This window comes from Alteromonas sp. ISO5, from assembly GCF_058105165.1.
This window is the reverse complement of record NZ_CM176572.1, coordinates 1,661,118-1,681,191: the sequence shown is the minus strand read 5'-3', so window position 1 is coordinate 1,681,191 and position 20,074 is coordinate 1,661,118. Positions and strand designations below refer to the sequence as shown.

General features: G+C 51.1%; 20 protein-coding genes. 10 read left to right on the top strand and 10 right to left on the bottom strand.

Features of this window, described 5'->3' with window-relative positions:
- Positions 1–91: 91 nt before the first annotated feature.
- From AC2T0J_RS07675 to AC2T0J_RS07660, 4 genes are all read left to right on the top strand, one after another.
- On the top strand, positions 92–721 hold the full coding sequence (locus AC2T0J_RS07675; RefSeq protein ID WP_489809545.1) for an OB-fold-containig protein: 630 nt from the start codon (positions 92–94) through the stop codon (positions 719–721).
- A 24-nt stretch (positions 722–745) separates the two neighbouring features.
- On the top strand, positions 746–2,518 hold the full coding sequence (locus tag AC2T0J_RS07670; RefSeq protein WP_489809544.1) for a flotillin family protein: 1,773 nt from the start codon (positions 746–748) through the stop codon (positions 2,516–2,518).
- Positions 2,519–2,581: 63 nt separating this feature from the next.
- Complete coding sequence (locus AC2T0J_RS07665) at positions 2,582–3,223, top strand: DUF1294 domain-containing protein (protein ID WP_489809543.1); 642 nt, start codon at positions 2,582–2,584, stop codon at positions 3,221–3,223.
- Entirely contained in the window at positions 3,223–4,032 is an 810-nt protein-coding gene (locus AC2T0J_RS07660) for a hypothetical protein (protein ID WP_489809542.1), read from the top strand. The genes AC2T0J_RS07665 and AC2T0J_RS07660 overlap by 1 nt, the downstream gene beginning before the upstream one ends.
- On the opposite strand, the gene AC2T0J_RS07655 is transcribed toward AC2T0J_RS07660, so the two are convergent.
- Together AC2T0J_RS07655 and AC2T0J_RS07650 are read right to left on the bottom strand one after the other, a co-directional pair.
- Positions 4,029–4,274, bottom strand: a complete 246-nt coding sequence (locus tag AC2T0J_RS07655) for a SlyX family protein (protein WP_489809541.1) — start codon at positions 4,272–4,274, stop codon at positions 4,029–4,031. The two genes, AC2T0J_RS07660 and AC2T0J_RS07655, sit on opposite strands and share 4 nt — an antisense overlap.
- Positions 4,275–5,285 carry a WD40 repeat domain-containing protein gene (locus AC2T0J_RS07650; RefSeq protein WP_489809540.1) on the bottom strand — a complete coding sequence of 337 codons (1,011 nt, stop codon included), beginning with the start codon at positions 5,283–5,285 and terminating at the stop codon, positions 4,275–4,277.
- Between the two features lie 216 nt (positions 5,286–5,501).
- On the opposite strand from AC2T0J_RS07650, the gene fkpA reads away from it, so the two are divergent.
- Positions 5,502–6,269, top strand: a complete 768-nt coding sequence (fkpA, locus tag AC2T0J_RS07645; protein ID WP_489809539.1) for an FKBP-type peptidyl-prolyl cis-trans isomerase — start codon at positions 5,502–5,504, stop codon at positions 6,267–6,269.
- A gap of 367 nt (positions 6,270–6,636) precedes the next feature.
- On the opposite strand, the gene AC2T0J_RS07640 is transcribed toward fkpA, so the two are convergent.
- The 3 genes from AC2T0J_RS07640 to greB all read right to left on the bottom strand — a co-directional run bounded on the left by AC2T0J_RS07640 (position 6,637) and on the right by greB (position 8,251).
- Positions 6,637–6,924, bottom strand: coding sequence for a hypothetical protein (locus AC2T0J_RS07640; RefSeq protein ID WP_489809538.1), 288 nt, complete (start codon positions 6,922–6,924; stop codon positions 6,637–6,639).
- 276 nt (positions 6,925–7,200) lie between these two features.
- Positions 7,201–7,773 (bottom strand): hypothetical protein, encoded by a 573-nt coding sequence (locus AC2T0J_RS07635; RefSeq protein WP_489809537.1) that lies wholly within the window; start codon positions 7,771–7,773, stop codon positions 7,201–7,203.
- A gap of 4 nt (positions 7,774–7,777) precedes the next feature.
- The gene (gene greB / locus AC2T0J_RS07630; RefSeq protein WP_489809536.1) at positions 7,778–8,251 is read right to left on the bottom strand and encodes a transcription elongation factor GreB; all 474 of its coding nucleotides are present in this window, start codon (positions 8,249–8,251) and stop codon (positions 7,778–7,780) included.
- 254 nt (positions 8,252–8,505) lie between these two features.
- Here greB and AC2T0J_RS07625 point away from each other — a divergent pair, with 254 nt between their 5' ends.
- Positions 8,506–10,836: a Tex family protein gene (locus AC2T0J_RS07625; RefSeq protein ID WP_489810304.1), complete on the top strand. Its 2,331-nt coding sequence runs from the start codon at positions 8,506–8,508 to the stop codon at positions 10,834–10,836.
- A 71-nt stretch (positions 10,837–10,907) separates the two neighbouring features.
- On the opposite strand, the gene AC2T0J_RS07620 is transcribed toward AC2T0J_RS07625, so the two are convergent.
- The 3 genes from AC2T0J_RS07620 to bioH form a co-directional block, all read right to left on the bottom strand.
- The gene (locus AC2T0J_RS07620) at positions 10,908–11,840 is read right to left on the bottom strand and encodes a putative metalloprotease CJM1_0395 family protein (protein WP_489809535.1); all 933 of its coding nucleotides are present in this window, start codon (positions 11,838–11,840) and stop codon (positions 10,908–10,910) included.
- Positions 11,841–11,856: 16 nt separating this feature from the next.
- Positions 11,857–12,183, bottom strand: a complete 327-nt coding sequence (locus AC2T0J_RS07615; protein ID WP_279319605.1) for a hypothetical protein — start codon at positions 12,181–12,183, stop codon at positions 11,857–11,859.
- 206 nt (positions 12,184–12,389) lie between these two features.
- Positions 12,390–13,205, bottom strand: coding sequence for a pimeloyl-ACP methyl ester esterase BioH (gene bioH / locus AC2T0J_RS07610; protein ID WP_489809534.1), 816 nt, complete (start codon positions 13,203–13,205; stop codon positions 12,390–12,392).
- A 69-nt stretch (positions 13,206–13,274) separates the two neighbouring features.
- On the opposite strand from bioH, the gene AC2T0J_RS07605 reads away from it, so the two are divergent.
- Positions 13,275–14,009, top strand: a complete 735-nt coding sequence (locus tag AC2T0J_RS07605) for a ComF family protein (protein ID WP_489809533.1) — start codon at positions 13,275–13,277, stop codon at positions 14,007–14,009.
- Here the strand turns inward: AC2T0J_RS07605 and AC2T0J_RS07600 are convergent.
- Positions 14,006–16,507 (bottom strand): M14 family zinc carboxypeptidase, encoded by a 2,502-nt coding sequence (locus tag AC2T0J_RS07600; protein WP_489809532.1) that lies wholly within the window; start codon positions 16,505–16,507, stop codon positions 14,006–14,008. The two genes, AC2T0J_RS07605 and AC2T0J_RS07600, sit on opposite strands and share 4 nt — an antisense overlap.
- Before the next feature lie 241 nt (positions 16,508–16,748).
- Here AC2T0J_RS07600 and nfuA point away from each other — a divergent pair, with 241 nt between their 5' ends.
- Both nfuA and AC2T0J_RS07590 read left to right on the top strand, forming a co-directional pair.
- The gene (gene nfuA / locus AC2T0J_RS07595; RefSeq protein ID WP_296046345.1) at positions 16,749–17,327 is read left to right on the top strand and encodes a Fe-S biogenesis protein NfuA; all 579 of its coding nucleotides are present in this window, start codon (positions 16,749–16,751) and stop codon (positions 17,325–17,327) included.
- 23 nt (positions 17,328–17,350) lie between these two features.
- Positions 17,351–17,566, top strand: a complete 216-nt coding sequence (locus AC2T0J_RS07590) for a hypothetical protein (protein WP_489809531.1) — start codon at positions 17,351–17,353, stop codon at positions 17,564–17,566.
- 2 nt (positions 17,567–17,568) lie between these two features.
- On the opposite strand, the gene AC2T0J_RS07585 is transcribed toward AC2T0J_RS07590, so the two are convergent.
- Positions 17,569–18,831, bottom strand: coding sequence for an MATE family efflux transporter (locus tag AC2T0J_RS07585; protein WP_489810303.1), 1,263 nt, complete (start codon positions 18,829–18,831; stop codon positions 17,569–17,571).
- 110 nt (positions 18,832–18,941) lie between these two features.
- On the opposite strand from AC2T0J_RS07585, the gene AC2T0J_RS07580 reads away from it, so the two are divergent.
- A complete protein-coding gene (locus tag AC2T0J_RS07580; RefSeq protein WP_489809530.1) occupies positions 18,942–20,030 on the top strand; it encodes a polysaccharide deacetylase family protein in 1,089 nt (362 codons plus the stop codon).
- The last annotated feature ends 44 nt before the right edge of the window (positions 20,031–20,074 follow it).

The following is a 20,074-nucleotide window of genomic DNA, read 5'->3' as shown; positions in this document are numbered from 1 at the left end:
GCCTGAACTACCTATTAAGTGCTTTACCATCTGGCTATTTTAGGATTACACTCCTTTTCTCGATTATGAATTCACCATCAGGGACGGTGGCATGTTGTCATTCTTATTAGATGATGCCAATTTCTGGTTTAGCTGTGCGCTGGGCATTGTTATAGCGCTTTTCATTCTGGAAATGGCAGGGATGTTTTTTGGGGTTAGCCTGTTAGGACTAATCGACGATCAGGCGGCGCTGGATGCCGACGCTGATACTTCTTCTGGTTTTACCGAATTTGGCAGCTGGCTGGCGCTCGACAGGGTGCCCCTGCTGGTTTGGCTGGTATTACTGCTTACCACTTTCGGCTCTGCCGGTCTGACGTTTAATTTTCTTTCTCTCACGCTGCTTAACACCTATTTTGCCCGTTGGCTGATAACGCTGCTGGCTGTTGTAGCCGGCTTGTTTTTCACGGCCCGGTTCGGCACCTTTATTGCCCGCCTGCTTCCCAAACAAGAGTCATCGGCCACCACAGCCGATGAACTGGTCGGCACAGTAGGCCACATCACCGTGGGTGTTGCCCGCCAGAACAGCCCGGCAGAAGGCAAATTTGTTGATGCCCATGGTCAGCCTCACTACCTGTTGGTAGAGCCTATCGAGCCTGATGAACAATTCAGTCAGGGCGAAAAAATATTATTAATACAAAAGCGGGATTACCGCTGGTTAGCAAGTCGCTATACCGACCTTTAACCCTTTACGATGGAAGTAGTCACTATGGAAAATTCAGGATTAGGTAACGTACCTTTCATGCTGATAATGATCGGCGCAGCAGTCATCGGCCTGCTCGTTATTGGCTTTATCTTTGCTCGCCTATATACGCGGGCAACCAAGGAAACCGCCTTTGTACGTACCGGCCTTGGCGGTGAAAAAGTCATCAAGGATGGTGGCGCGCTGGTGCTGCCAGTGGTTCACGAGGTGATCCCGGTAAATATGAACACCCTGCGCATTGAGGTAGAAAAAACCTCCAAGGATGCGCTAATCACCAAAGACCGCATGCGGGTGGATGTAAAAGCCGACTTCTATCTGCGCGTTGCGCCAAACGCCGCCGGTATTTCCATGGCTGCGCAAACCCTGGGCACACGTACCACCCGTGCCGAAGAAGTGAAAAAGCTCATGGAATCGAAATTCGTCGACGTATTGCGTGCGGTGGCGGCCGAGATGACCATGACCGAAATGCACGAACAACGGGCCGACTTTGTACAAAAAGTGCAGCAAAGTGTGGCGAATGATCTTGAAAAGAACGGCCTGGAGCTGGAATCGGTGAGCTTAACCGGCTTCGACCAGACCGACCTGCAGTACTTCAACGAAAACAATGCCTTCGACGCCGAAGGTCGCGCCCGCTTAGCCAAAATTATTGAAGAAAAACGCAAAGAAACCAACGACATTCAGCAGGAAAACCGCATTCAGATTGAACAGCGTAACCTGGAAGCGGAAAAACTGTCGTTAAACATCAAGCGTGACGAAGAAGAAGCCCGCATCCAGCAAGAGCAATCACTGGCCTTTAAACGGCAGGAACAAAAAGCCGAGATAGCCAAGCAGCGCGAACAAAAAGAGCAGGAAGAGCGTCAGGCCGAAATCGCCAAAGAAAAAGCCATTTCGTCTTCCGAAATCGAAAAAGCGCAAACCATTGAAGCCCGCGAAATAGAGAAGCGCAAAGCGATTGATGAAGCGCGTATTCTGCAACTGCAGCAAATTGAAGTGGCCGAGCAGAATAAGCAAATTGCTATTGCGAGTAAATCTGAAGAAGAATCCGCCGCCCGCGCTAAGGCCGCTGAAGCCGAAAAACTCAAGGTTGAAAAAGAAGAAGCCGTTATCACAACCCGCCAGGTGGCCGAAGCAAACCGCCGCATGGAAATCGAAGTGATCGACGCCCGTAAAGAAGCAGAGCGTGAGGCAGTGAACATTACCGTTGAAGCCGAAGCCAAACGTGAAGCGGCAATTAATACGTCAGAAGCGATTCTTACCGAAGCCCGGGCCAGCGCGGATGCTAAGAAGCTGCAGGCCGAAGCCGACGAGAAAGTGTTCGCCGTGGAAGCAGCCGGTAAAAAAGCCATGTACGAAGCTGAAAATACCCTCAAAGATGAGCAAATTGATCTGCAACGTTCACTGGCCATCCTTAAGATCCTGCCAGACATTATTGCCAATGCGGTTAAACCGCTGGAAAACATCGACGGTATCAAGATTTTACAAGGCTATGGCAATAGCCTTGGGGGTGCCGGTGGTAACGGTGAAAGTGGTGGCGCAGGCCTGGCGGATCAGGTTACCAGCGCGGCGCTTAACTACCGTGCCAATGCCCCGTTAGTCGACTCATTACTGCGTGAACTGGGTTTAGTGGATGCGGAAGATGGCACACTGGAAGACCTTATTCAGGGCAGTGCTGTGATTGACGGTGACCTGGTGACGACCAAAGCGAAGAAGCCTCAATCCGGTTCCGCTAAATCCGCTCCAGGTGAAACGCCGGCAAGAGATGACAAGCCAAACAGTTAATGATTTGTACCAGCCTTGCTACCGCGCCCCTGGCGTTGGTAGCAGCTTGCCTGGCCTGAAACCATGAAGCTACAGGGAAAGCTACTCAATTGGGACGATAACCGGGGCTTCGGCTTTGTTGAGCCCAAAGATGGCGGCCAGCGCGCCTTTGTGCACATTAAGGCGTTTAGTTTTTATTCCCGCCGCCCGCAAAGCGGCGATATGCTCCAGTACCAAACCAGCCAGGACCGCAAAGGTAAGCTCCGGGCCATTGAGGTTAACCTGCTTAACGACCGCCCGACGGGCGATAAACGCAGGCCGAAGAAAACATCGAAACCGTCATCCCGGCCTTCGAAAAGGCCTGTTCCGCTGGTCCTGCCCTTTTTAGCCTTACTCGGTGGTCTCATCTGGTTTCAACGCATCCCCCTTAAAGTGCTTTATATTTATGGTATTGCCAGCCTGATTGCGTTTGTGATGTACGCCATAGACAAATCCGCGGCGCGCAACAACCGCTGGCGCACACCAGAAAGTCATTTACATCTGATAGCATTAGTTGGCGGCTGGCCCGGCGCTTATTTAGCCCAGCAATGGTTGCGGCATAAATCCGCAAAGCGAGACTTTAAAGCCATGTTCTGGTTTACTGTGGTACTCAACCTTACTGCACTGGGTTACCTGTTAACCCCCAGCGGCCAGACATTATTAACCGGGATTATGGGCTTGCGTTGATGAAGTCATTCCTAAATCGACTTAGCGCAGGGCTCAACAGCCTGAAGTCAGAACTCGATAACACCGTCACCCTTATCAGGGAACAGGTAGGTAAACTACCGGTGCTGGCCTCGCTGGAGCGTGGCGAACAGACAGAATGCCAGTTTGATGAAAAGCATTATTTTGTGATCCCCAATTTTACCAGCGACACCGGATTTTCCCTGCATACCATGCGCTATCTGCCCAAAGGCGTACCCGAAGTTAATGACCTGCCCAAACGGCGGATTTTTCATTTCCCCAACGAACATTATGAGGGCACGTTACGCCACTACATGATCGAAGCAGCGCGCAATCTATCTTATTCCTCCCATCAGGGCGAAGTGAGTACGCTGGAAAAGCTGGCTGACGATATTGACGCACTGGATACCAAACTCACCTACGGCATGCTGGTTATCGGGGCGATTGCAGCAGTATTTAACCCGCTGATTGGCGCCGGCATTGCCATTAAAGCGGTTTTGCCAGGTATTTCGTCTTTATTGGCCAGGCATGGCCTAAAACCGCTTGGCGAAAAAGCAACCCGGGCACAACTGGAATTTGCCTTGCGTACCAGTGAGACAGAACACGACCCACTGCACGATCCTAATTTGGCTAACGCTAGTCTCTCCGAGCTCAACAGCGAGCATTGGCGCAACCTTACCGAAACCGCGGTTTGTCATGTGTATAAGGATATTCTGGCCACCCCGGCACAACATGCCAAAGCACGCCTGGGCCCGGAGGATATTCGTTGGCTGCAGGTATTACTGGCTGGGAAGCTCCAGAGTAACACTTAATAGTGGGGCGGCGGCGTCTCTTCCGACATTTTGGCGATATTGGAAGGCTCCATGCCTTTGACCTTGTCGATAACATGACGTAACTGAAACTGCATCTTATCGATTTGTATTTGCTGATGGGCTAAAGCTTCATTAAGCGCATCAATGGTGTGCTCCTGAAAAGCCACCTTGGTTTCAAGCTCCGCAATAGCGTCTTCTGCTTTGGCTAACTCATTAGCCAGCTTGTCGTTGTTCGTTGTCATTCAGGGCATACTCCACAGCTCAGCTAATCCGCTACTACTTACCGACAGCACGTGTTCGTCATCGAGAAAACCCACACCGTAAACTACGGCCGAGGGAGGTGACATGTTTTCGCGGGGAGCCACTTTCCATTCTCCCACCTGTTCACCCGTTGCAACTTCCCACAGGTATAATCTTCGGGAGGGAGCTCCGGTAAGCAAGTACTTACCATCTTTAGAAAACACGGCATCGGTAAATATTTTCTGGCGCGCAATATACTGCAATTGGCTAATCGGTTCACCTGTTTGTACATTCCAGATTTGCGATTTCTGCTGACTGTCGGCAGTAAAGGCATAACGCCCTTCGTCATCCAGCGCCACCAGAGTTACGCGGCTGGGATGAGTAAATGTATGAATCACCTGCCCGCTATCGGTACTCCAGAGGTAAGCCACATAGTCGTTTCCTCCGGTCAGGGCGTAACGGCCATTCGGCGTAATATCCACACTATTAATGCGCTCCTGATGACCAAGAAATTCAATGCGCCGGCCACTCTCCGGTTCAAAAAACATCACCTTGCCACTGGAACGGCCCACCAACACGCCGCGACCGCCGTTGGAAAGCGCCACATCGCGGATGGTTGACTCATCAATACGCCAGAATCCTACCGGCTCACCGGAAGACAAACTCCAGATGGCAAAGGCCTCACGATCTGATGTCACCGCAAACCGACTGTCGGCACTAATATGCACGTTGGCCACCAGGTTATTGCTCTGGTCACCGTCTTCGCTTTGATGGCTCCACTGAAACAAGGGTTGAGCTTCACCGAACCGCCACACATGGATACCATTATTGATACCGGACACCACACTTAACTGGCCATCCACCGATACATCTGCAGCGTAGGCGCCGTCTTCTACAATGCGCCATTGATTGTCCGGCGTCGTGTCCGGAACAATACAACCGGCTAAACCCAATACGGCCAGTAGCGTAACAATCAGACGAGAAGTGAACGTTTTCAGTGATGGTGTTGTCATATGCCTTTCTTATTGCGAATGCTCGCATTAACATAGCACGAAATCGTAATATGCGTCGCTTATCCTGGGGATTGGGCGCAATGTGAAGCCGATATTCGTGATTATCGTATCAGGCGTGTTAAAGTAAAGCGTTAACAACCTGGTTTATATTTTTAGAATTTGAATTGTCGCAGCAGCACCGGCGCTGCGACAAGAGACCAACTAACGGAGAAGTTTATGCAAAAGTCGCTCGTTGCCCTAACTATCATGGCTACACTGGGCCTGGCAGCATGTCAGCCTCAACAGGGCACCACTACCGAACCCGCTCAGGACCCTAAGCTTACTAAAGAAGAAATGACCGACGCGCAAAAGCAAGCGTATGCTATGGGTGCCAGCATGGGCATGTTCGTGTTTACCCGCGACAAGCAAATGCAACAGTTTGGTGAAAGCATCGATAAAGACGCCCTGATGCAAGGTATTAAAGACGGCATGGGTAACACCCTGGTGTTTGAAACTGCTGAAATTCAGCAACTGGCGCAAGCTGGCGAGCAGGCAATGCAAGCTAAGCAACAGGAACTGGCCAGCAAAATGGCCGAAGAAAATATCGCCAAGGGTGAAGCCTTCCTGGCTGAAAATGGTCAGAAAGAAGGGGTAATTACCACTGAGTCAGGTCTGCAGTATGAAGTGATGGCAGAAGGTGAAGGTGCCAGCCCGGTTGCCACCGACACGGTTAAAGTTCACTACAAAGGGACGTTACTGGATGGCACCGAGTTTGACTCTTCTTACTCTCGTGGCGAACCAGCAGTATTCCCACTGAACCGCGTTATTCCAGGCTGGACCGAAGGGGTTCAAACCATGAAAGAAGGCGGTAAAACCCGTTTCTTTATTCCTTCTGAACTGGCCTATGGTGAACGCTCTACGGGTAACATCACACCAAACTCAACGCTGATCTTTGAAGTTGAGTTACTTGAAGTGGTTAAACCGGCAGAAGAAGCCGCAGAATAATCTCTGGCGCGGTGTCTCGTGCACCGCCCTAATATTCCATCGAATTCAAAAAGAAAAAGCCGACAATAATTATGTCGGCTTTTTATTCAGCACCTATCCTTGCTCATCAGTAAGTCCGTACTGTCTGCATACTCATGCCAGTCAAAATGACAGCAACGCATGCGCCCAAATACTCATTCGGGTAAAGTTTTGTTTGCTCTTAAAGCTTAGTTGAGATTTGCCGATTTGCACGGCGAACAGATGCTTTTTAAAAAATATTTCGAGCTAGAAGGCGGTCGTTTTATTCCAATCTGAACTTAACAGAACAAGGGAACACACCTGTCACTGTGTGCCCCATGTTGATTTTAATAACTGTTGATTTGGATAACTAAGAGATAACGCTACGGCGGCGATTGGGCGGCATTTTGAATTTGCGAACCTGCTGAAGCAAAAACTTTCCGGCCCGGTACATAGCCAGGCAGATCAGCACTGACACCATGGTTTTCGTGCCTTCATTACTACTAAAAGCATTCACAGTAGTCAGGATGAACATTAAAACGCCGCTTAACAACAGCAGGAAGCCCATTAAACATAAACCGAGGGCGCTGGCGGTAGCCGCCTTGTCAGCTCGCTCATTGTGTTGCTCAGGTCGTTCTGTTGGTAAGTATCGATTCATAATCTCAATTCATTTAATGTAAGCGATGTCATTTGTAACAAGTGACAGTAATGATTAGTCACTGGTACGACGAATTCGTTCAATATATTTACATTTTGATTACAATACCTGAGAACCGAGGCTACGAATAGGGATCTTTAGTATAGATTACAATCATTAACAGTATAGATTATAAACAGAAATTGCCGACTTGGCGCTAATCTACTACACAATTTGTCGGCATTTTATATAAAAATATGATTTGTTTTATTGTTGTTGGCTAAAAGCTGAGTATTTTCAACGCTTGCGGGCGTGCTCATCAAAAGTAATCGCCATAACCGCCATACGTGCAGCCTCATATCCGGCAGTATCTAAATCGGTGAAATCCTGGACATGAAAACTGAGTAATTGCTGCTGGTATATCATGCAGTACATCTCACCATACAGTGCGACATCGTTATCGGTACTGCGCCCTTTCCAGCGGATCCTGACAGCAGGCTGCCCGTCAATTGATATTGTTTCTATGGCCGACGTAGAGAAATTATCCCGGCGGCGCTTTACGCCTTCTAAAAACTGCATCAGGTATTGTTTAGAAAAAGCGACTTGCTTCGCTTTATCAAGTTCAGGAATGCCATTTGGCGGTGTAAACACCGTCAATTGCAGCAGTGTGCTCTTATCAGACCCCTCATGACGGCGGGTAAACCCAACGGCAGCAAAGGCCTCGCTGGGTGTTTTCATTACCGGCCCCTCAAAACCTTCGGGGACCGTAATATCACCGTTTCCAAAATCGTAAGCATGCACACTCAGGCTTACAATCAATAAAACACTACTCCATATAAATCGGAACATAACGTCTTTAAAGCTATTCATGGTGCTAACCCTTGTAAGTAATCCGGTTGATATACCAGACTTTGAGGCCTTCAGGCGTTTGTACATCCACCTGATCATCTTCCTCTTTTTTCAGCAACGCCCGCGCCATCGGCGAATCGATGGAAATATAATCTTTGCGGTCGTAAATTTCATCGGGCCCAACGATGCGAAAAGTCTTGGTGTCACCGTCGTCATTTTCAATCTCTACCCAGGCACCAAAGAACACCCGGCCGGCCTGCTCCGGGGCAAAATCCACCACTTTAAGAATTTCCAGTCGCTTTCTTAAAAACCGGATCCGGGAGTCGATTTTCCGCAGCAGCCGTTTGTTCTCTTTGTAGTCAGCATTTTCTGAGCGATCACCCAGGCTGGCAGCCCATGCGACCTTGGCGGTGATTTCCGGCCGGTACTCACGCCACAGATAATTCAGTTCATTACGCAGTTTGTCATACCCTTCCCGGGTCACCAGGTTCGTACGCAATTTGCCAGACCCTTCAATAATTAGTGCTTTAAAGTGAATTGTATCGACAATTTCGAATACCAGCCAATGATAAAATCGGCAACCGGATTCGCCCCCTGAAATGAGGTTAGCAAACCCATATGACACGGCGGGTAGAGGTGCTATACTCTGGTCCCATTAAAAGCGCGAATGACGCTTACCGATTGCAAATCAATAGTAGGTAGGAAGGGACACTTCCAATCATTAAATTCACTACCGTCTGAATCTCATACATGATGATAATTAATACCATTGCCAACGAACTCGCCGTTAAACCTGCTCAGGTCGAGGCGGCTGTAAAACTGCTCGACGAAGGTTCAACCGTACCTTTTATCGCCCGCTACCGCAAAGAAGTAACCCAGGGACTGGATGATACCCAATTACGTAACCTGGAACAGCGGTTAGGTTATTTGCGCGAATTAGAAGACCGCCGTCAGGTAATTTTAAAATCTATCGGTGAGCAGGAAAAGCTCACGCCTGAATTGCAGCAACAAATTCTCGAAGCCGACAACAAAACCACGCTGGAAGACTTATATCTGCCTTACAAACCGCGTCGCCGTACCAAGGGACAAATTGCTATTGAGGCTGGCCTTGAACCGCTTGCTGATGCGCTGTTTGCTGATCCAACCCTGACTCCGGAAACAGTGGCTGCTGACTATGTCAGTGCTGAAAACAACGTGGCAGATACCAAAGCGGCACTGGAAGGTGCGCGCTATATTCTGATGGAACGATTTGCCGAGGATGCGGGTTTGCTGGCGAAGATTCGTCGTTACCTGAACGAGAATGCCCATATACGCAGCCGCGTGGTAGAAGGTCAGGAAAAAGCGGCCGTTAAATACAGCGATTACTTCGACCATTCAGAGAAGCTGGCGTCAGTACCATCACACCGGGCACTGGCGATGTTCCGTGGCCGCAATGAAAACATGCTGCATATTCAGATGATTGCTGATCCTGGTCAGGAAGACTCTCCAGCTCAGGCATCTTATTGCGAGCAAATTATTGCCGAGCATTTTGCGTTACGTAATCAGGGCCGCCCTGCCGATGTTTGGCTGGCTCAGGTAGTTACCTGGACCTGGAAAATCAAAATTGCCCTGCACATGGAAACCGAACTGTTTGGCCAGCTTCGCGAAAAAGCGGAAGAAGAAGCCATTAATGTATTTGCTAAAAACCTCAACGACCTGCTGATGGCTGCGCCGGCCGGTGCGAAAGTCACCATGGGTCTGGATCCGGGCCTGCGTACCGGGGTAAAAGTCGCCATTGTAGATAAAACCGGTAAGGTGGTGGGCACCACTACCATCTTCCCTCATGCGCCACAAAATCAGTGGGATAAATCCCAGCGCACCCTGGCTAATCTGTGCAAACAGCACAAGGTAGAACTGATCAGCATCGGTAACGGCACCGGCTCGCGGGAAACCGACAAACTGGTGGGTGAAATGCTCAAAGCCAATAGCGAGGTGCAGGCACAAAAAATTATGGTTAGTGAAGCCGGTGCATCGGTTTATTCGGCTTCCGAGCTTGCTTCAAAAGAACTGCCAGGAATGGATGTATCGTTACGTGGCGCCGTCTCTATAGCCCGGCGCTTACAGGATCCGCTGGCAGAACTGGTAAAAATTGAGCCAAAAGCCATTGGCGTGGGTCAGTATCAGCATGATGTCAGTCAGAGCTTGCTGGGTAAGTCGCTTGATCAGGTTATCGAAGATTGTGTTAACGCCGTTGGCGTTGATTTGAATACTGCTTCACCAGCACTGCTCAGTTATGTATCCGGATTGAACAAAACCCTCGCGCACAACATTGTTAGCTACCGTGATACCCATGGTGCCTTTGCCCGTCGTCAGGATTTAAAAGCTGTTGAGCGCTTAGGGCCCAAAGCCTTCGAGCAGGCCGCCGGATTCCTGCGAATTGTGAACGGCACTAACCCGCTGGATAGCTCGGCGGTGCACCCGGAAGCCTATCCGGTAATAGATAGCATTGTCAGTCGCACCGATGTGGCGGTAAATGACCTGATTGGTAACACCGACTTATTGCGTAAACTTAATCCGGAAGATTTTGTCAGTGACAGCTTTGGTATTCCAACCGTTAAAGACATTCTCAAGGAACTGGACAAGCCTGGCCGGGATCCGCGTCCGGAGTTTAAAACGGCCGCCTTTAAAGAGGGTGTGGAGACAATCGCAGACCTTAAGCCAGGTATGATCCTGGAGGGCGTTGTCAGTAACGTGGCCAACTTTGGTGCTTTTGTGGATGTGGGTGTTCATCAGGACGGTCTGGTGCACATTTCAGCACTGACCAATAAATTTATCTCTGATCCACGCGAGGTGGTGAAAGCCGGTGATATTGTTAAGGTAAAAGTACTGGAAGTCGATGCAGACCGCAAACGCATTTCGTTTACCATGCGCCTGGATGACACCCCGACACCACAAAGTAAAGGGCCTAAAGGTGGCGGCAAGCCACAGAACAAAGGCAGCAATAATCGTAATCAGAAAGGCCAGCAAGGCCGCCAGAGCGCACCCGCTAATGCAGCAATGGGTAATGCGTTCGCCGATGCCTTTGCCAAAGCAAAGAAAAACTGATTAAACAACTCAGCTGAACCCAAAAAAGCCCCGCTCGCAAGAGACGGGGCTTTTTTGTCAATACTGGTCGTTTAAGCCGAGGCGCTGAATCCACCTTCAAAAGGCGCCGCGACGTTTTTATAATATGATGCAATCACGGTATTACGCTGCTGCATTTGCTCACTGTCTATTTCCAGCGAGCGACGGCCACTGCTTTGCTGACTGTAGCGGTCTTCGTCGGCAGCCAGTTCGTCGAGTTTTCGGGTCGGAATTTGTGGCTGGTTATTCGCAACGATCTCTTCCAGCGTAGGTACATTAGAGGCCACTCGCGAGGCAGAATCGCTTTCTTCGGCACTCACTACCGACACGTCTTTGCGCTCTTCGGCTAGTTTACTGCGCGCTTCAAATGCTATACGCGAAGCTTCTGCGGCAACCTGTAAATCCTGAGGCGATGGCTCTGCCGGTGCCAGTGCGGCAGCACGAACCTGCTGCATCTTGCGGATAGTTTGTTGTGGTGTGTTTTCAGTAGAAACGTCAATAGACACCTCACCGTCAATGGCATAGCGCTGGCCGTCAGGACCGCGTTGAAAATCATACTGAGGCGAGCCGGCGTACTGGCCACCAATAGTGGCGTGTGCCTGTTCGTGGGTCCGCACTTCCTGATCGCGCTCTTTAAGTGATTCAACCTGACGCTGTTCGGCCTGCTGTTGCTGGCGCTCTCTGGCGTCTTCTTTGCCAGCACTTTCTTCGCCGGCATCGTTGAACTGCTGTTGGCTGTCGCCGGTTACCTGTGTCGCGCTGCCCTGATTCGACTGCGGACGTTCATAGGTGAGCGGCTGATTGCCTTTAACCGAGGATTTTAATTTGTCAGATTCAGAGCCCAGACCCTGCTCAGCACTGCCTTGTTTGGCATCTGACGGCTGGGGTATGGACTCACGGGCAAGATTATCACGCCGCGCTGCTTCCACGCTGAGATTAGCGGTTGGAATAGCGAAAGAAGTCGGGATGGACGTGACAATGTTCATAACGAATTACCCGTGCTCAGGCGATAGTGTCGATGATGCGGCCAACCGTTTCGTTAGCAACATCAATGACCTTGGCCGACGCCAGGGCGTTATTGGTATACATCTGCATCGACAATAAATCAGATGTCATGCTGTCGCCGCCGGATGGCAGCAGATTGGATGTGGTGGACAAACTGCGCAACGAAGCATCGGCCAGAAAATTGCCGGTACCATTTTGCGCCACGTCCTGCTGGGCCGTCCGCTGTGCAATGTTCATCGCTGACTGGGTCATTCCCTCAAACGACTGTTGCAAACCGAACTGGCCAGCAACCATCGCAGAATTTACGTTGTTGCTTATCACCATACACTACCTCTACACTCTCGTGTTCAATTATTAACCAAAACGGTTAAAAAATAAAGCCTGAGATAGTCACAGGTGTGGTATTAAATCGTTACACAAGCCAATAATGGCACGGCCATTATGCGCCTGGTGTGTTGAGCCAGTCATCAGTTTAATGACCGCAAGGTAACCTCACTCAGGCGAAGCACTTTGCGGTATGGCATCACAAGCTAGCTATAATGGCGGTCAATGCGGGCCAGGTTACTGATAAAATTCAACAAGATATCTGCAGTCTGCTGGGGATGCGAAATGAACGGTGCATGGGCAGCATGGGGCATTACCACGGTATCAGCACCGGGGTGCAGTTCGTGGATACGGTCGATGCTACTGGTAGGAACAAGACTGTCCAGGCGACCATACAAGCGCAGCGTGGGTTGATTTATCCGCCCAATCATATTCCGCAGGTCCACCGTTTCAAGTAAGGAAAGTCCGGCAGCCAGTGCTGTTTCGGCCGGTGAGGGCAAAGCACCCAGTTGCTGGCGAATGGTTTTCACGTCCTGCCTGGCTGATGCGCTACCCATAGCCTGAATAGCTAAAAAGCGGTCCAGAGTTTTCTCGTAATCTCGCGCCAGCTGACGTTGAAAACCGCTCAGCACCTCTGGCTCAATGCCTTTCCAGCAACCGTTAGAGACAAAACGGGGGCTAGAAGCCAGGGTAATTAAGCCGGCAATCTTAGCCGGGTAAGACAGCGCCAGCTGTTGCGCTACCAGCCCCCCAAGCGACCACCCTGCTACCACGGCACCAGCAGGAATGGACTCATTCACCAGTGCTGTGATGCTGTCCAATGAGTAGTCTTCAGGCAGCTTGTCGCTATTCATGCCGAAGCCTGGCAAACAAATGCGAATCACCTCCAACTCGTCGGTCAGAAGCGGTAGAAACTCACTAAAAACGGCGCTGTTCATGCCCCAGCCATGGAGCAAAACCAACGTCCTTCCCGATCCCTGAGACAGGCTTTTTAATGCTGTATTAGTGTTATAGTCACCCACGTAATCACTTCCTGACAGAACGTAGCAAAAGTTTACATGAGCATTTTAAAAACCCCAATAACGAAATGCGTGGAACGACTCAAAGGTGCGACGAAGTTCCGTCCAGCAGGGTTATGTTATTTGTGTCAGCAACACTGTAAGGCCGCAGTTTGCCGGGTTTGCGAGCAAGACTGCCTGTTCTTTAATAACCATAAGGTGGCCGGTAACCTGCTAAACTGGCCCGCAATTAAGCAGGGATTAACTCCCGGGCACTACCAGCAAATGTGCGCGCTAAGTTACTTTCAGTGGCCACTGGATCATTTGATTCGCCGCTTTAAATACGGCCATCCGCTGCTGGCGGAGCCATTGGCGCAATGGTTCTTGCGATATTCTGCGGTTTTAACCAGCCCGTTACCCGACTGCCTGCTGCCTGTTCCTATTAGTCCCTGGCGTTTTGCCAAACGCCAGTACCATCAGACGCTGCTGTTAGCCGACTACCTTGGAAAACATCTGGAGATTCCGGTGATGCCGCACTGGGCTCACAGACGAGGCTGGCAACGCAGTCAGCAATCCCTTGGCAGACGCGAGCGACTGCACAACCTGAAGCAGGCTTATCAGCTTGGAAACAGCAACTTCCCCGCTCGAGTAGCCCTGATTGACGACGTGGTGACGACCGGTGCCACTATTGCAACCCTTAGCAGGCTCATCCATCAGGTTGCGCCGCACACAGAAATCCTAGTCTGGGCGCTGGCCGTCACACCAGCAAAGGCCGACCAGGCGCTGCTGCTGCCTGGTCGGCAAATCCTTAGCCACCGTCAGGCTTAATTAATCGCCTCAGCCATAAACAGTGCATTGCTCATCAGCTTGTTGGTGCCATACCAGAACCCGCGAAATTGCGGATCGTCGGTAAAGCCAATCACCCGGCCGCGTCCAAGGGGTTCAGCCATTACCGCTACTGAGCCGGCTATCTCATTTGCCACAGGGTCGGCACTGAAACCGGCGACCAGCGGAGAGTCGGTGTAGCGGGCCGGCACCAAGGTTGGTGAGGCATTGCTGAACGCCATCATATTACTGGTTTTAAACAGGTTTAACAGCGGTGCATCATAGCCGTAAAACAGCGGATGGGAGGTATCGATGTTGGCCTGATAAACCGCCCCGGCCACCAGTTGTTGTGCATTGTGCGCGGAACGGTCGGCGAAGGTCAGGTTCTTTTCGTTGAACAGGTCGGCAACGTCCTGCCGCGAGCTTAACTTAATATCCAGCCATTTATGCCGGGCAAATAACCGCAGGGCCGAGGTCTGGCCTACCAGAGTGCCGCCAGCGCGAACCCAGTCGGTTAACGTTTTATCTGTTCCTTCAGGCAAATCGTAGCGGCCGCCAACAAATACAATGTGGGTGTAATCATGCAGGGAAACGTTATCGAGGTGACGTTGCTCCACCAGGGTTACCGGCATGCCCACCTGTGTATCCAGGTAATGCCACACTTCACCGGCCTGATAAGGACTGACGCCCTCGCCCCCCACCAGCAGTACCCGGGGTGCTTTTACCGGCACCATACTGCGACTGCCAATGTCGATGCCGGTTCGGGTAAAGCCGCTGCTGAGCGACAACACCGGCACCCCGGCATCAACCGCCGCCGCATTAATCAGGTCAATGAGCGACGGGGGCTGAGGCACCCCCCGTGGGATCACAATCGTACCCGCTGCCAGCGACAAGTTGCCCTGAGTGGTTGCTGCTGTAAACGGCTGGGTGGCGATACGCGCTGCTACCCCTTTATCCAGCAGTTGTTGTAACAATGCCGGGGCTTTGTAGTGATGCCACTCAAGCGCGTAGGCATAAGCATCACTGTCAATCGGTACCACCGGAGCAGGGGACGGGCTATTGTCGGTGAATTTTACGCGGCGCAGTTCACGGCTGCTCATGGGGGCAAAGGCTAAATCAAACGCCAGAGGCAGGTTAAAGTTAGAGACGTCGTAAAAGGTGTTATCCACAAAATCCTGCTGAGTGGAGAACAACGACTTGATTAACCGGTACTGCGGCTGTGCCAGCGGCACTACCAGCGTGCTGTTTGCTTTATACACAGTGTCGTTAACTTCAATATCTTCGCGCGGTTGCTGATACCTGATATTGTGCTGCGTGAGCACCCAGCGCGCTTTTTCCAGACGCCAGCTATCCTGCGGTTCATGAATTAAGTAGGCTGCATTGTCATCCTGACTGGCAAGCTCTGCAGTTTCTTTATAGAAGTTATGCTGATAGTCCAGCAACGCCGCCTTATTGGCCATGGCGCCATCAAACACCGCTACTGACATGGTGAACTGATTCTGGATAGTTTGCGGAAACGCCAGCGGGCCGTTAATGGAATCCTGCAGGTGTCCGCGACTACTGGCCTGCTCGAACAGCACACCAATACTGCCCTGGGCATCCGGATAGGATGAGCCTTTACCGTAGTAAAAATCATCAAAGCCTTCCTGACTGAAATACAGTTGTTTCTGACTATCGAAGGCCCTGACATAATATTCTGCCAACGCGTTAGTCAGGCGTACGTTACCTTCCGGCGTAAACGGATTTTTGCGACTTGGCACACCCGGCTGGAAAAAATAGGAACTGTTGGTGCCCATTTCATGGAAATCGGTTAATACGTGGGGGCGCCAGTACTGAAACTTCTTAATCCGAGCCTGAGACTCAGGATGCACCATCATCAACCAGTCCCGGTTCAGGTCGAACCAATAATGATTGGTGCGACCGTTTGGCCAGCCTTCCTGATGTTCCCGATGCGCTGGATCAGCATTGAGTACCTTGCCCTTGTGCATATTGGCCCAGTGCGCAAACCGCGATAACCCATCCGGGTTGTATGAAGGGTCTAGCAGCACCACGTTTTCCTGCAGTAAACGGGTTACCCGTTCGTCCTGGGCGGCTGCGAGATAATAGGCCACTAACAGCGACGCATTGGCACCGGATGGCTCATTGCCATGTACACTGTAGCCCATGTAAAAGAACAGCGGCGCATCCGCCGGTGTTTTTTTACCTTGCTGAAGCTGAGCCAGATGCGCAGCACGCCAGTCAGGCAGTTTACTGCGGTTTTGTGGCGCCGTAATGGTTAACAGCAGCAGCGGGCGTTGCTCGTGGGTATAGCCGGTGACTTCCAGGGTTATCCGATCAGAAGCCGCAGCGAGGCTGCGCATATAACTAACCAGTAAATCATGGCGAACATGCCAGTCGCCAACATTATAGCCAAGCACCGATTCGGGAGTGGGTATAGCGGGATCAAGCTGAATATTTTCAGGCAGGTACGCCTTTGCCGGCTTGCCCTGGGCAAGCGTCATCGTGCTGAAGCAGAGCGAAAACGCAACAATCAGAACAGCGTAGAGCCTGGCTAGATATGATTGTGAAGGGGTGGAATTTGTCGTTATTGGCGCTGATAGCATTTTACGGACACCATAATTAGTTTTATTTGATGGTCTTGAAACCTGTGACTTCGGCATAATATATTTTCAATACCTGACTGTTTTAGTCAGGTTAATTTGTTATCATATGCGACAGTTATTGATTATGCAGGACTCTACAATGATCTCAATATCAAAAGAGGCCCAGGGACACTTTGTTAAGTTACTGGCTAAACAGGAAGAAGGCACAAACATCCGTGTTTTCGTAGTGAATCCGGGAACCTCAAGTGCTGAATGCGGTGTTTCTTATTGTCCACCCGATGCGGTGGAGCCTTCCGACACCCGTTTACCCTTCGACGGCTTTGATGCCGTGGTTGACGAAGAAAGCGCGCCATATCTCGAAGAAGCCGAAATCGATTATGTCACCGATCAGATGGGCTCACAGCTAACGCTGAAAGCACCAAATGCCAAGGCTCGCAAAGTGGCAGATGATGCGCCAATAGTCGAGCGTCTGAACTACATGATTGAGTCTGAAATTAACCCGCAGCTGGCTAACCACGGTGGCCAGGTTGTACTGCTTGAAATTACCGATGACGGTTATGCCGTGCTGCAATTTGGCGGCGGTTGTAACGGCTGCTCAATGGTCGATGTAACGCTTAAAGAAGGGATTGAAAAGCAGATGCTCGACGAATTTGCCGGCGAAATCAAAGGCGTTCGCGATGCCACAGAGCATCAGTCGGGTGAGCACTCTTACTACTAAGCTTGCAGCCGGACCACGGCGCTATGCTGCCTTTTAGCCACTGGCAACGCTTTATTCAGGGCCTCAGTGTATTTGCAGTGGGGCTGGCTGTTATGGTGGCAGGCGCCTGGTGGTTCGAACCGCTTTATTATGTGGGGTTAGTCGTGTTGCTCGGCGGCTTTGGCTGGGCTATGTCTGGTTATCTTGGCCTGCTCTGGCAACGCCTCACCAAGTCGATTAATCCCAAGCGGCACAAGTAAATTCAGGCACTAACAACGAGTTTATCCCTGCGCCAGTAAAACACAGCGCCCAGTGTGATCCCCCGGGCAAGTAAAAAGGCCAGTAAGGCCCACCACAAGGCAGGATTACCCTCAGACTGGGTGAAATACCACACCGGGAAATACACCAGTAACGCGCTGACTATCATGGTATCGCGCATGGCTTTGGCCTGCGTGAGGCCAACAAACACCCCATCATACAAAAAACACCAGTGAGCCACTAATGGCAACACGGTCATCATGCCAAGGTAAGGGTATGCGGCCTGCTGCAAAGACTCTATATCGGTGAGTAAACGAATGATTTGCGGCCCGAAAAACCAAAACATCACCGCATAGCCGACGGCAAACAGCCCTGACCAGAGTAACCCCCGCTGTGTCTGGCGCATAACCCCGTTAGTACTCTTAGCGCCGGCAGCCTCGCCTACGGTAGCCTCTACTGCGTAAGCAATACCATCGAGCCCCAGAGCAATCAGCACAAAGAACTGCATAAGGATAGCATTGACCGCCGTGGCAGTCTGACCATAGCGGGCGCCCTGAATGGTTAAAAAGGCCAGACATGCCTGCAATGCCAGATTACGTAGCAGCATGTCACCATTGAGCTTCATTAAAAACCTACGGGCCGTTTTATTAAACCACTCAAGTGCCGGCGACTGCCATTTAATATGACTTAACGCAAACAGCATCGCCATTATCATCATCGTGTACTCGGCCACCACACTGGCCAGTGCAACTCCGCTGACGCCCCAATCCAACCACCAGACCAGCAGGATATCCAGCCCGGCATTAAGCAGGTTACCGACAATCTGCACCAGCAACACACTGGTGGTTTTTTGCTGCCCTACCAGCCAACCAATCAACGCCAGGTTGAGCAAGGCAGCCGGCGCTCCCCACACCCGGATAGTAAAGTACTCGCGACTAAAAACAGCCACATCGGCAGCCGGCGCCGCCAGCCATAAACCGGCTTGCAGAATAGCCTGTTGCGTCAGCCAGATGAGCAGACCAATAGTGATGGCAATCACCGCGGTTTGATAAAAGGATTTTGCCATCACGCTGAGGTCGCCCTCGCCCCGGGCCTGAGCACTCATCCCGGTGGCCGACATACGGATAAAGCCACACACCCAGTAAATTTGGGTAAGGATTAACGCACCAATGGATGCGCCGGCGAGTTGCGCCGATGAATCCATATGCCCCATTACCGCCGTATCAACCAATCCCAGCAATGGTGTGGTGATATTCGCCAGAATCATCGGCAGAGCCAGCTTTAATAACTGAATGTGGGCAGCACTGCCGCGCAACTGATAGGATAGGGTTGTCACCGGAACCTTTCCGAGTTTGGTATTAATTTCAAGGAGAATGCATGCAGTTTATCATGACACGCCGATTTATCCCGCTGTTACTGAGCCTGTTATTTTTGCACAGCACAGCAAGCCAGGCCGCGGCCGGACCAGCCCATTCCAGTGGCGTGATCTTACTGTATCACCATGTGGCGGAGGATACCCCGCGCAGCACATCAGTAACGCCCGAAGAGTTTGCTCAGCACCTCGATTATATTAATGAACACTATACGGTAGTGCCCTTAAAACAGCTGGTTGATGCAGCCAAAGGAAAGGGTAGCGTGCCTGATAACGCGCTGGCCATTACCTTTGATGATGGCTACGAGAATATTCTCACCAATGGTCACCCGCTGCTGCAGAAGCATGGCTTCCCTTACACCATTTTTATTAACCCTGAAGTCATTGGTAAACAGGGCAATCAGCTTAGCTGGAAGCAGGTAAAGCAAATGCAACAACAGGGGGTGTCCTTCGCCAATCACACCATAGACCACTTGCATTTGCTGGAAAAACAGGCCGGAGAAAGCGAGCAAGCCTGGCTTAAACGGGTCTGGCAGAATATCACCCGTGCCGAGAAAATCATTCAGCAACACACCGGTGAATCACTTAAATACCTCGCCTACCCATTCGGAGAATACAATCAGACTCTGGCTAACCAACTGGCACAACACGGCTATACGGGGTTTGGTCAGCACTCCGGCGCCGTTGGCACATTCACTGATATGACGGCGATTCCGCGCTTTCCTGCTGCCGGCCCCTATGCAAAGCTGAGCACGTTGAAGACCAAAATGGCCAGTCTGGCTATGCCGGTGGTGAGTGCTTCGCTGACCGATCCGCAAATGGCCAGCCGCCAGCTTGATGACACCGTTACCATTACTCTCGACAAGCGTGCGGCCAAGGACGTGAGATTATCGCAACTGGCCTGTTATTATCAGGGCAGCACACTTGAAGTAGAAACCGATGCCAGTGAGTATAGTTTTACGCTGGATGCAAAATTACCAATTGGCCGTTCTCGGGTGAATTGTACTGCGCCATCAGAGTCAGCAGGCGGCCGTTTTTACTGGTATTCCATGCCTTTTTTCGTGGCTAACGACAAAGGGCAGTATCCGGATTAAGCGAAACCGCGGCTATTGCTGATGCGAGAAAACCGCGACCGGCA